13 protein-coding genes are annotated in these 11270 nt (G+C 60.7%); 6 read left to right on the top strand and 7 right to left on the bottom strand.

All coding sequences use genetic code 11. The features are described from left to right. Positions 1-33: 33 nt before the first annotated feature. The 4 genes from RAS12_RS02320 to RAS12_RS02305 form a co-directional block, all read right to left on the bottom strand. Positions 34-906 carry a helix-turn-helix transcriptional regulator gene (locus RAS12_RS02320; RefSeq protein ID WP_306944890.1) on the bottom strand — a complete coding sequence of 291 codons (873 nt, stop codon included), beginning with the start codon at positions 904-906 and terminating at the stop codon, positions 34-36. 101 nt (positions 907-1007) lie between these two features. Next, a complete protein-coding gene (locus tag RAS12_RS02315; protein ID WP_306944889.1) occupies positions 1008-1334 on the bottom strand; it encodes a hypothetical protein in 327 nt (108 codons plus the stop codon). 152 nt (positions 1335-1486) lie between these two features. Continuing rightward, entirely contained in the window at positions 1487-1711 is a 225-nt protein-coding gene (locus tag RAS12_RS02310) for a DUF3820 family protein (RefSeq protein WP_306944888.1), read from the bottom strand. Between the two features lie 34 nt (positions 1712-1745). Then, positions 1746-2297, bottom strand: coding sequence for a cysteine hydrolase family protein (locus RAS12_RS02305; protein WP_306944887.1), 552 nt, complete (start codon positions 2295-2297; stop codon positions 1746-1748). Positions 2298-2454: 157 nt separating this feature from the next. Here RAS12_RS02305 and RAS12_RS02300 point away from each other — a divergent pair, with 157 nt between their 5' ends. Next, positions 2455-2880 (top strand): copper resistance protein NlpE, encoded by a 426-nt coding sequence (locus tag RAS12_RS02300; RefSeq protein ID WP_306944886.1) that lies wholly within the window; start codon positions 2455-2457, stop codon positions 2878-2880. 81 nt (positions 2881-2961) lie between these two features. Next, entirely contained in the window at positions 2962-3699 is a 738-nt protein-coding gene (locus RAS12_RS02295; RefSeq protein ID WP_306944885.1) for an ABC transporter substrate-binding protein, read from the top strand. Between the two features lie 79 nt (positions 3700-3778). Here the strand turns inward: RAS12_RS02295 and RAS12_RS02290 are convergent, their stop codons facing one another. Beyond that, positions 3779-4111, bottom strand: coding sequence for an FmdB family zinc ribbon protein (locus RAS12_RS02290; RefSeq protein ID WP_306944884.1), 333 nt, complete (start codon positions 4109-4111; stop codon positions 3779-3781). 11 nt (positions 4112-4122) lie between these two features. After that, positions 4123-5352, bottom strand: coding sequence for a formamidase (fmdA, locus tag RAS12_RS02285; protein WP_306944883.1), 1230 nt, complete (start codon positions 5350-5352; stop codon positions 4123-4125). Between the two features lie 240 nt (positions 5353-5592). Between fmdA and RAS12_RS02280 the strand changes: the two genes are divergently transcribed. Continuing rightward, complete coding sequence (locus tag RAS12_RS02280) at positions 5593-5961, top strand: hypothetical protein (RefSeq protein WP_306944882.1); 369 nt, start codon at positions 5593-5595, stop codon at positions 5959-5961. Between the two features lie 55 nt (positions 5962-6016). Here RAS12_RS02280 and RAS12_RS02275 read toward each other — a convergent pair whose 3' ends face one another. Beyond that, positions 6017-7492 (bottom strand): aminotransferase class V-fold PLP-dependent enzyme, encoded by a 1476-nt coding sequence (locus tag RAS12_RS02275; protein ID WP_306944881.1) that lies wholly within the window; start codon positions 7490-7492, stop codon positions 6017-6019. 108 nt (positions 7493-7600) lie between these two features. On the opposite strand from RAS12_RS02275, the gene RAS12_RS02270 reads away from it, so the two are divergent. From RAS12_RS02270 to RAS12_RS02260, 3 genes are all read left to right on the top strand, one after another. Continuing rightward, the gene (locus RAS12_RS02270) at positions 7601-8074 is read left to right on the top strand and encodes an Lrp/AsnC family transcriptional regulator (protein ID WP_306944880.1); all 474 of its coding nucleotides are present in this window, start codon (positions 7601-7603) and stop codon (positions 8072-8074) included. 176 nt (positions 8075-8250) lie between these two features. Then, positions 8251-9933, top strand: coding sequence for an ABC-F family ATP-binding cassette domain-containing protein (locus tag RAS12_RS02265; protein WP_306944879.1), 1683 nt, complete (start codon positions 8251-8253; stop codon positions 9931-9933). Positions 9934-10098: 165 nt separating this feature from the next. Next, positions 10099-11186 (top strand): IS3 family transposase gene (locus RAS12_RS02260; protein ID WP_306944878.1). Its coding sequence is split into 2 segments (ribosomal slippage): positions 10099-10351 and positions 10351-11186, totalling 1089 coding nucleotides; the frame shifts between segments, so codons are not numbered across the junction. Positions 11187-11270: the final 84 nt, after the last annotated feature.

Below are 11270 nucleotides of genomic sequence, written 5' to 3'. Positions count from 1 at the left end.
GGAAGTTTCATTGGCGATTGCGGAAGTTTTTGTCTAGCGTGCCGCCAGACTGCTGGGCAGAATGCCGTAGCGGCGCTGAAAAGCCTTGCTGAAGTGCGAATCGGTGTAGCCGCAGGCGTAGGCCGCTTCGGACACGGAAAATGTGCCTGCGGCCAACAAGGCATGCGCCTGTTCCATGCGGCGCTCGCGGACGAAGGCGTACACGCTCAGTCCGAACAGCTTGCGAAAACCGGTCGTCAGCTTATTGACGTTGACGCCCGCCTGCCGCGCCAGATCGGGCAAGGCAGGAGGCGCCTGCAGGTTCGCCAGAATCAGGTCGCGGGCGTAATGCAGGCGCTCTGCATCGCCAGCCGCGACCTTATCAGACGCCCCGCTAGCGGCTGGCTGCAAGGCGTTGATGGCCAATGCTGTCAACTCCAACGCCTTGGCCGACAGGTAGAGCCGTTTAAGCGGCCCCTGTACGGGGCATGCCAACATTTGATGGCCCACGGCCTGCAAAGCCTGATCCACCCGCAGATTGGCATCCGCATAAGCGACGGCGCCGCGCGGGGCACGCAACAGCGCCCCCACATCGGCCGGGTCCAGGGCAAAGGCTTCACGCAGATGATCCAGGCTGGTGCGCAAGGAAACGAATCGAAGCGACCGGTCCGCGCCAAATTCGTGTTCCATACCCATGGCATCGTGGCACAAACTCAGATGCAGCAATGGCCCGCTTACTTGGGTTGCGGCCGCCCCGCACACGCGATAGCGCAGGTCGCCATCCAGCACCAGCACCAGCTTTAAGCCGGGGTCCAGATGTTCTTGCACGCGCTCGTTCCGGCTGAAACGCAAGGTGCCACCAGCCAGCGACATCGCTGGCGTGGCGGCCGATACGGACCAATCAAGTTCGGGAGGGATAGCGGTCACGGGGAGCCGCCGGCTAAAGGCGCGCCTTATTGATGAGATTGAATATTATTACCATTTGACCAGAACAGAAAGCCGCCCCTCACCTGGGCGATCTGCCAGCGCTACTGCTGGCGCCGCTGTTCCAGCTCTTTCAGGCACTGCAACACCCCGGACTGCATCTGCTCATTCGACACGGCAGCGCGGTCCGATACTTCGCGGCAGCGCACGTACTCCGCCTGGCTTGCAGCGGAATCGCGGATCACCACCGGACCCGAACTCGGATCTGGCGTAACCGTCATTCGCAACGTGGAAGGCGGCGACAGGCTGCCATCCTTGGAAGGCACGCTGGGGTATTGATATTCCTGCGTGGGGGGAGCGGTTTGCGCCTGGGCGGCACCGCCCGCGCAAAAGGCGGCAAGCAGGAAAGCAAAGACGTGGTGTTTCTTCATGGCGACCTCTCTTCAATGAGCAAGCGCCCTGGTACAGCAACGCAATGGCTGCGTCCGGGCGCGCCGCCCTATCGTAGCGCCAGCCATGGCCCCGCAACGTGCCAATACGCTACAACTGCCGCCGTAGTTGTTTCCCGTCGTTTCGATGCCGCTCACGCGCGCGGCTTGGACTTACGCAGCGGCGCCAGTAACGAAGACAAGCCGTTGTGGTCAAGCTCGTGCATCAGGGCCAGCAACCGCCCCAGCTCGCCCGGCGGGAAACCCTTGCGCGCGAACCAAGCCAGATAAGGGCCGGGCAGATCGGCGATCAGGCGTCCTTTGTACTTGCCAAACGGCATATCGCGGGTCACCAGCAGGGAAAGCAGTTCAGGATCCATCGGACTCAGGTATGCGGTTTTTAATCGGTGCGGCTCAACCCGCCGTGCCACCAGAAAAAATAATATCGGCGGCGGGGATCGCTTCAATCTTGACGCCGAAACTGGAAATGGCCGGCAAGGTGGCATTGTGATGCGCACGGATTTGCCCGCCCGGCGCATGGGGTTTGTCGTGCGTGGTGTGAGCATCGGCCGCCAGCGTTACCGGCAACCCCAATCCAGCGGCACGGCGCACCGTGGTGTCCACGCAAAACTCAGTGGCGTAGCCGCATATGACCAAGTGCGTCACGCCAGCATCGGACAGCGTCTGGCCCAAGGCCGTGCGCAAAAAAGAATCAGGGGTGGTCTTACGCACGCGGAGATCGCCCTGTGCAGGCGTCAGGCGTGGGTCAAGCTCCCAGCCGGGCTGGCCGTGGGCCAACGCACTGCCCGGGCTTTCGTGGTGCACATAAATCACCGGCACGCCTGCGGCGCGCGCACGATCGGCCAACATGTTGATGCGGGCCACCACACTGGCAGCGTCTGCCGGAGGCGGAGACGTTTCAAACAAGGCGCGTTGCACGTCGATCACGATTAAAGCGGTGGTCATGGCTGTCCCGATGAATTTGGAAAAGAGTCTACCCCACGATACCGCCGGTCTGTACGCCTTGGCGTGATGGAATCAGCACGCTCTGCCTTACATCCCGTTTCAGCATGGGTCTGGTACTGTCCGTATCGTGAACGCGTTTATTAAACAGGAGCTCGCCATGATGAAAACCACCCTGACCTGCACCCTGAGCCTTGCCTTGCTTGCCGGCTGCGCCCCCTTCAAATCCAACAATGCGCGCGACGCGCCCGCAGACGGTCACACCGCTCGCACCTCGCTAGACTGGCCCGGCAGCTACGCTGGCACGCTGCCCTGCGCCGACTGCCCCGGCATCAAGACGCGCCTGACCCTGCAAAAGGGCGACCGCTACGAACGCCTGACGCAGTATCTGGACCGTGAGCCGCAACCCGAGATCGTCACCGGCACCTTCAGCTGGGAATCCGATGGCAGCACCATCCGGCTGGACGCCGCAGGCGACAGCCAACGCTATTTCGTTGGCGAAAACCAGGTGACCATGCTGTATCGCGACGGCACCCGCCCGACCGGTCCGCTCGCCCCGCATTACGTCTTGCGCCGCGCGCAATAGCGGGTCGCGCCGCTCTGGGCTTTCCGGCTATTCTTTCAGCATTGTCCGCGCCCTGCGGCGCGGTTCCACCCCAAGGAAGTCATGAAGACCGATCACGAGCTGCTATCCGCCTTCGCCCCGACCGGCACGCTGCGCGCGTCCATCAACCTGGGCAACCCCATCCTGGCCAACACCGATCCCGCCACCGGCCAGCCCGGCGGCGTATCGGTGGATCTGGCAACGGAGCTGGCGCGCCGCCTGGACGTGAAACTGGAACTGGTGGTGTTCAAGTCCGCCGGAGAATCCGTCAACGCAGTCGCCGCTGAACAAGCAGATGTAGGCTTCTTTGCCATCGACCCGCTGCGCGGCGAACAGATCGCCTTTACCGCGCCCTATGTCGTGATCGAAGGGGCGTATCTGGTGCGTGATGACTCCCCCATAACCAGCATGGACGAAGTCGACAGCAAGGGCCTGCGCGTGGTGGTCGGCAAGGGCAGCGCCTATGACCTTTACCTGACCCGTGAATTGAAGCAGGCGGAAATCTTCCGCGCCCCCACCTCACCCGCCGTCGTGGACACGTTCGTACAAGAGAAGATGGAAGTGGCTGCCGGGGTGAAGCAGCAGTTGCAAGCCGACGCCCAGCGCCTGGGCGGACTGCGGCTGCTGGATGGCCATTTCATGCTGATCCGCCAAGCCATGGGCGTACCCAAAAGCCGCGGCGCCAAAGCCAGCGCCTACCTGGCCGCCTACGTCGAAGCCATGAAGAAATCAGGCTTTGTGGCCGAGGCGCTTGCGCGCCACAAGATTCAGGGCGCAGCAGTTGCGCCGCTGGAAGCCTGACGCGCCGCGCAGGACCAAGTAAAGCTAGGGGGCTGCATTCATATGCAGCCCCTTTTTTCATTGCTTCACAGTGTTGCGATCAATGGCTGATCATCCATGGCCGTGCGCCCGCGAATGATTTTGCCCCGTCCTGAGTGGTGCGGGTCTTGCCGGACTTGCGCCCGCCTGAACAACATCCGCAGTTCATGCCATGGCCGCTACGCGAGCTGCGCGGCTCGTTCGCGCTGCGCTCGTTGACCGCATGCGCCCGATTCACGGCGGAAGACAACGCGGATATCGCGGGTGCGCCGCCGATGATCCGGTCAGACATTGCGCCGCATTGCGGGCAAGCGGCCGGATCACGCCACTGAGCCAACGGCCGCAGGGCCGCGAACTCACCGCATTCGGCGCATGCGTAGTCATACATGGGCATCGTGCTGCCTCCTATCGGTCGCGTGACAAGGGCAGATCGACATCGCCCTTGATATGCTTGATGGGCCCAGCCGCAGAAGGCTGAATGTCGAAGTCGAAAATCTCGGTCGGCAGCCAGAGCGTTGCGCAAGAGTTGGGAATATCCACCACGCCGCTGATGTGCCCTTGCACCGGCGCGCAACCCAGCAACGAGTAGGCCTGCGCGCCGGAATAGCCGAATTTCTTCAGGTATTCAATGGCATTCAGGCAGGCCTGCCGATACGCGACGTTCACATCCAGGTAGTGCTGCTTGCCCGTTTCATCCACCGAAATTCCTTCAAAGATCAGGTAGTCCTTGTAGGCAGGCGTGATCGGACTGGGCTTGAAGATCGGATTCTTGATCGCGTACTTTTCCATCCCGCCCTTGATCAGCGATACGCGCATATGCACCCAGCCCGCCATTTCTATGGCGCCGCAGAAAGTGATCTCGCCATCGCCTTGCGAAAAGTGCAAATCGCCCACCGACAGCCCGCCGCCCTTCACATAGACCGGAAAAAACACGCGGGCGCCGCGCGACAGGTCCTTGATGTCGCAGTTGCCGCCGTGCTCGCGTGGCGGCACCGTGCGTGCGCCTTCACCCGCAGCCTTATCGCGGTCAGCGCCTTGTAACGCGCCCATGTGCGCCGTCTTGGGCGCGGGCGGATTCGCCAGCGGCGGCACGCGGTTGGGATTGGTGTCGATCAGCGCCTGTTCGCGACGGTTCCAGGTGTCCAACAGCTTCTTGTCCGGCAGGCAGCCGATCAGGCCAGGATGAATCAGACCCGCAAAGTTGACGCCAGGGATGTGCCGCGACGATGTGAACATGCCATGGAAATCCCAAATGGATTTCTGCGCATGCGGAAAATGTTCGGTCAGAAAACCACCGCCGTTATTGCGGCTGAAGAAACCATTAAAGCCCCACAGACTGTCGGCCTTGGCGCCGATATCCAGCAGATCCACTACCAGCAAATCACCGGGCTCGGCGCCTTCGACACCGACCGGCCCAGACAGAAAGTGCACCGTGGAAAGATCCACATCGCGCACGTCATCCGCGCTGTCGTCGTTCTTGATCGCCCCACCGGTCCAGTCGTAGGTTTCCAGCACGAAATCATCGCCCGGCTTTACCCACACAGCCATTGGAATGTCTGGGTGCCATCGGTTATGAATCTGTTTGTTTTCGTACGGGGACTGCTCCAGATCGACCTTGATAAGCGTGTTCGCCATGTCTCTTTCATCTCCAACGTAACGTGTTGATAAAACAGAACTTCAGCCGGTTTTTCGTCCAATTCCCTGGGGGGTTGGATCTTTGAAATCGTTGACCTGTTAGCGATGGTAGACGCGTTCAAGCGATTTGCCATACTGGTTTTCCATGCTGTGGAAGACCCCGCGCCGCAACATCGGCGGCCGCGTTTTCACAGCAGTTATGATGCAATCCTTTCTAAGCGCACCACCAAGGTTTTCCGCATGGCAGCAATACACCGACGGCCCCTGGCCGCCCTACTGATCATCGCCGCCTTTGCAGGCGGGTCTGCCCACGCCGACGACGATTGCGTGGCCCAGGTGAATGCCGGGCTGGCCAGCGTCAAGCAGGCGCAGGATTTACAGCGCACGCGGGAAGCGGCAAATGATCTACTGCTGAACCGGGAGCTATGCCAGGGCCGCCTGGATCTTCTGGACGCGCGTTTTGCGCTTAGCGACGACTTCGAAGCGTGCCGCCGCAAGGGCGCCACATTCTCGGACCAAGTCGTGCGCACGCTCAGTCAGGCATCGGACGAACTTACCGATCTGAAAGCCTCGTGGATACGCACCTGCGGCCGGCATATGAAAGACTGACGGCGTTGCCGCCGACGCCCCAAACTGCACGGGGGCGGCGGCATTCAAGAACGCATCAGGCAACAGCGGCCAGTTCCGCAGGTTGCGGAAAGAAGATGGCGCGACTGGGATCGAATCCGTAGAGGCACTCGAAGTCGGTGGCATCAGCCGCCAGCGCAAGCACCGATTCCAAAATGAAATCGGCCTTGGCGTCCGACAGCAGAGCGCTGAAATTCAAGCGCACAAAACCGGGTTTTTCGATTTCGCGGCCGTCCAGAATGGCCTTCCGCATTTGCAATGACTGATCCGCGTCTATGTCCAACAGGCGATGGACATAAGGCCCAGCGCAGGCGCAGCCGCCACGCGCCTGAATGCCGAACCGGTCGCTCAACATACGCGTCACCAACTGCTGATGCACAAAACCGCCCTTGCCGTTGCGCACACGGAACGAGAAGATCGGCAGGCGAATGGCCGTCAACGACCCCAGCAGTTCCAGCTGTTCCGAGCCCTTCCATGCGGCGAGCGCCCGCTGCACAAAATGGTCATTGCGCTGCTGCATGAATTCAGCGCCCAAGGCTTCCTTCACCAGCAGAACCAATGCCGCACGAATGTCACCGATGACGTTAGGCGTGCCGGCCTCTTCGCGGGATTCAAGACTGGCGCTGTAATCGTGGCCTACTGGGGAAACGAACTTGACGGTGCCGCCGCCCGGCCAGGTCGGCGTCGTGCCGACCACGGCGTCGCGGCGCACGATCAGCACGCCCGATGCGCCTGGGCCGCCGATGAACTTGTGGGGTGAGAAAACGATGGCGTCGATCTGCGCATCTGCGGCAGGCGACATCTGGATAGACAGATAAGGTGCGCCGCCCGCGTAGTCCCACAACATTTTGGCGCCCGATCGTTTGACCAACCGGGTAATGGCGGGAACATCGGCCACAATTCCGGTCACGTTAGAAGCGGCCGACAGCGCGCAGATGACCAGCGTATCGTCCGAGGCTTTCAGCGCCGTGGCCAGCTCGGCCATATCGGGACCGCCTTCTGCGCTTTCGGCGACTTCGATGATCTCGGCGCCGCACTCGCGCCAGGGCAAGATATTCGAATGATGTTCGTACGGACCAATGATCACGCGGACTTTCCGGCCCGCCGCAATCGCCGCATGCACGCCAAACAGATGCACCAGTCTGTTGATACCCGCCGTCGCGCCCGACCCCGCAAAAATTACCGCATGGTCTTCATCCGCGCCGCAACAACGGGCGACAGTAGCGCGCGCCTCGCGGCGCAAGCGCGTAATGAAACCACCGCAGTAGGACGCCTCGGTATGCGAGTTGGCGTAATACGGAAGCACTTGTTCCAGAACAAAGCGCTCGACCTGCATGAGCGCCCGGCCTGATGCGACGTAGTCGGCGTAGACCAGCGGCTTTTGACCAAAGGGGCCGTCGATGAAGGCATCTTTGCCGACAAGACCTTCGGCGAGCGCGGCTGCGGCATCGCCGGTTTTCAGGCTGTCTTGAAATTGCTGCAAAGGGCTGGTCGTGGCGGTGGGCGTATTCATGTGATGCTTGTTCCGAGATATTCCGAAATATCATACGATGGATGCCAACATGAAACATCACCGAAATTTTGCCAAAAATACGCAAAAACAGATCAAATGATCGAATCCATGGAAAAAATAGACAAACTTGATCTAAGTATTATTTCCTGTCTGCAAAAAGATGGCGCGCTGTCTCAGCGCGAGCTCGCCGACCGGGTGGGTTTGTCGCAAAACGCCTGCTGGCGCAGGCTTCAGCGCTTGAACGCCTGCGGCATCATCCGTGGCACGCGCGCCGAGGTCAGTCTGGCTGCGCTGGGCCTTGATCTGACCGTGTTTGTCATGATCCGCACCAGCCACCACGCCAAAGTCTGGGCCGACGGATTTCGCCAGCATGTTGAACGCTTGCCCGAGGTGACCGAGTTCTATCGTATCGGCGGCGACTGGGATTACCTGATCAAAGTGGTTTGCCGTGGCATGGCGGGCTATGACCGCTTCTACCAAAAGCTGATCACGGATTTTGAGCTGTCGACCGTGACCGGGTTCTTCAGCATGGAAGCAATAATAGAAAACCGGCCGCCCGATCTTCGGATGCTAGAGGGCTGATATTCTTCTGCCTGGCCGCCCAACCCGCTCCTCGTGGGAACTTTCCTGCGCAGCCTCGTTCGAACAGTCCATTCATCCCGCCACGGAGATCCGCAAGGCCATGATTCTTTAAGCCCTCCCCCTGATCCTCCTTGCCCTATGCGTGCAAGGCGTCTCATCGACCCGGAGAGCTTTCCATGGCCCAGTCTTCGTACGCGCCGTATCAGGCGCATTCACAGCCGCCCTCGGCTGCTCCCTTCATCAGCTTGCACCACGTCAGCTACGCGCTGCCGGACGGCCGTGTTCTGCTGGATAGCGTCAGCCACGATTTCGGCGCGACCCGCCACGGACTGATCGGCCGCAACGGCGCAGGCAAGTCCGTACTGCTGCGCATATTGCACGGCAACCTGCCCGCACTAGCTGGCCGCGTCGGGCGCCATGGGCACATTGCCTACGTACCCCAAACCCAAACCGTTGAGCCCGGCTGCACGCTGGCCGATGTCGCTGGCATCGGCGCCATCCTGCGCGCCTTGTCCAACATCGAAGCAGGAAGCGCCAATCAAACGGATTTCGATCTGGCCGATGGTCATTGGCTGATTCATGACGACTGGGTCCGAATGCTTGCCGACGCAGGCTTGCCAGCTTGGCCGCCCGACCATCCCGCCAGCGCGGCAAGCGGTGGCGAGCTGACCCGCGTAGCGCTCGCCGGCGCTCTGCTGCAAGGGTCGGACGGCTTGCTCCTGGACGAACCCAGCAATCACTTGGACACCCGCGCGCGCAGTTGGCTCATGGAAAAAATCAGCAACTGGCGCGGTGGCCTGATCGTCGTCAGCCACGATCGCACGTTGCTCGACGCCATGTCCCATATCGTCGAATTAGAGCGCGGCAAGCTCAGCGGCCATCCCGGCAACTACAGCGCCTACCGGACTCAACGCGACCTGCGCGACGCCGCCGCCAACGCCGCGCTGGCCCATGCCCGCAACGAACGCGCATCTGGCTTGCGCGCACTGCGGCAACAATACGATGCGCAACAACAACGCAGCGCCCGCAACGCCCGCCAAGCTCGCGACTCCAACCAAGCGCCCATCTTGCTGGGCATGAAGAAAAACAACGCCGAAGGCCACGCCGGGCGCGAACGCCTGCGGCGTCAGCAAACTGGTGCGGCATTGGATGACGCCGTCAAACTAGCCGCAGCGCGTGTGGCAGCAATGCCGCCCATAGCCCTGGCCCTGCCGGAAACGGCAGTCCCCAGAGGGCGGCGAGTCTTGCATCTGGAAGACGCGATGCCGCCCTATCCATCCAAAGCGCAGCCCTTGACGTTAAGCCTGTCCGGCCCCTTCCGGCTGGCGATTCACGGACCGAATGGATGCGGAAAAAGCACCTTGTTAGCGATGTTGGCGGGTGAGTTGAACGCACGGCAGGGTGTTTGCGACGTCCGCGTCCCCACGGCGATGCTGGATCAACGGGCGGCGGGGCTGCCGGCAGATCAATCGTTGTTGCAGACCTTGGATGCGCTCGGCGCATCCTTGCCACAAGGTGAACTACGCAGCCGCCTGGCATTGCTGGGATTGGGACCAGCGGTGGTCGATACGCCAGCGGCGGCGATGAGTGGCGGCGAACGCATCAAGGCGGCCCTAGCCTGCGCGTTGTGGCGTAGACAGCCTGCGCAATTACTGCTGCTGGATGAACCGACGAACCATCTGGATATCGCATCGGCGGAAGCGTTGGAGGGTGCGCTGAAGGAGTATCCGGGTGCGATGGTGGTGGTGTCGCACGATATGGATTTTCTGGCGGCGATTGCGCCGACGCATCGGTTGATGTGGGGGGGGAAGGCAGGATGGGAGTTGAAGGAAGCGTCTCAGACAGCACAGCCATGTTGAACAAACCGTGTGGCCGCAGGCTGAGATCGCGGCACTCCACACTTGGCTTGTCGAACAACTCGTGTACGGCAATTGCGAAGAAATAACTCAAAAGCTGCGAAGGGAATCCCCCCATAGAAGCGTCGCATCCAGAAGTAGAATTTTCTCGTTGAGGAGTTCTACAGCATGAAGAAGTCGAGATTTACGGAGAGCCAGATCATCGAAGCAATCAAGCGGGCCGAGGCAGGCTTGCCAGTGCCCGAGCTGTGCCGCGAGCTGGGAATCAGTTCGGCTACGTTCTACAAATGGCGGGCTAAGTTCGGCGGCATGGATGTGTCAATGATGTCGCGGATGAAGGAGCTGGAGGCCGAGAACGCCCGGCTTCGCAAGATGTATGTCGAGGAGAAGCTCAAAGCCGAGCTTCGAGCGGAGGCACTCGAAAAAAAGTGGTGAGGCCATCTCGTCGACGCGAGATGGCCCAGCACATGGTGCGCGAGCGTGGGATTTCAATGCGCCTGGCCTGCGAGGTGGTTGGCATCAGCCAGACCTGCTACCGGTACGTCTGCAAGCGCAGCACCGAGAACGATGAGATTGCAGACTGGCTGGTGCGGCTTACAGACAACCACCGCAATTGGGGGTTTGGGCTGTGCTATCTGTATCTGCGCAACGTCAAGGGCTACGCATGGAATCACAAGCGGATCTACCGTATCTATCGAGATCTGGAGCTGAATCTTCGCATCAAGCCGCGTAAGCGCCTGGTGCGGCAAGCGCCCGAGCCACTGACCGTGCCGAACCAGCTCAACCATGTATGGTCGATGGACTTCATGCACGATCAGTTGGTCGATGGCCAAAGCATCCGATTATTCAACGTGATCGATGACTTCAATCGGGAAGCCCTGGGCATTGAAATCGACTTCTCGCTGCCGTCCGAGCGCGTGATCCGATCCTTAAAGCAGATTATCGGTTGGCGGGGCAAGCCGCTGGCGATACGTTGCGACAACGGACCGGAATATCTAAGCGCTGCCATCACCGAGTGGGCTGCGCAATGGGGTATCAAGCTGGTGTACATCCAGCCGGGCAAGCCACAGCAGAATGCCTACGTCGAGCGATTCAACAGAACCGTGCGCTACGTATGGTTATCTCAATACCACTGGGACGACCTGGATCATGTGCTGCGCGCCGCGACCGAATGGATGTGGTCCTACAATCACGAACGCCCAAATATGGCACTGGGCCGCTTCACCCCCAAACAGCGGCTAGCCATGGCTGCATAGCGTTTCTACTTCTGGCAATCGCTAAAAATGGGGGGGGATTACCTTTCCGAACCACGGCAGGGAAAGTAGAGTCTGACACCTTAG

The organism is Achromobacter seleniivolatilans (genome assembly GCF_030864005.1).
In the GTDB taxonomy this organism is placed as follows: domain Bacteria; phylum Pseudomonadota; class Gammaproteobacteria; order Burkholderiales; family Burkholderiaceae_B; genus Achromobacter; species Achromobacter seleniivolatilans.
This window is presented reverse-complemented; position numbering and strand designations above follow the sequence as displayed.

What these genes read in the sequence shown, in the direction of transcription:
- RAS12_RS02315 (WP_306944889.1), bottom strand. Translation starts at nt 1,334, where the DNA reads ATGAAGAAACACCACGTCTTTGCTTTCCTGCTTGCCGCCTTTTGCGCG.
- RAS12_RS02275 (WP_306944881.1), bottom strand. Translation starts at nt 7,492, where the DNA reads ATGAATACGCCCACCGCCACGACCAGCCCTTTGCAGCAATTTCAAGAC.
- RAS12_RS02305 (WP_306944887.1), bottom strand. Translation starts at nt 2,297, where the DNA reads ATGACCACCGCTTTAATCGTGATCGACGTGCAACGCGCCTTGTTTGAA.
- RAS12_RS02280 (WP_306944882.1), top strand. Translation starts at nt 5,593, where the DNA reads ATGGCAGCAATACACCGACGGCCCCTGGCCGCCCTACTGATCATCGCC.
- RAS12_RS02310 (WP_306944888.1), bottom strand. Translation starts at nt 1,711, where the DNA reads ATGGATCCTGAACTGCTTTCCCTGCTGGTGACCCGCGATATGCCGTTT.
- RAS12_RS02290 (WP_306944884.1), bottom strand. Translation starts at nt 4,111, where the DNA reads ATGCCCATGTATGACTACGCATGCGCCGAATGCGGTGAGTTCGCGGCC.
- RAS12_RS02295 (WP_306944885.1), top strand. Translation starts at nt 2,962, where the DNA reads ATGAAGACCGATCACGAGCTGCTATCCGCCTTCGCCCCGACCGGCACG.
- RAS12_RS02265 (WP_306944879.1), top strand. Translation starts at nt 8,251, where the DNA reads ATGGCCCAGTCTTCGTACGCGCCGTATCAGGCGCATTCACAGCCGCCC.
- RAS12_RS02300 (WP_306944886.1), top strand. Translation starts at nt 2,455, where the DNA reads ATGATGAAAACCACCCTGACCTGCACCCTGAGCCTTGCCTTGCTTGCC.
- RAS12_RS02270 (WP_306944880.1), top strand. Translation starts at nt 7,601, where the DNA reads ATGGAAAAAATAGACAAACTTGATCTAAGTATTATTTCCTGTCTGCAA.
- fmdA (WP_306944883.1), bottom strand. Translation starts at nt 5,352, where the DNA reads ATGGCGAACACGCTTATCAAGGTCGATCTGGAGCAGTCCCCGTACGAA.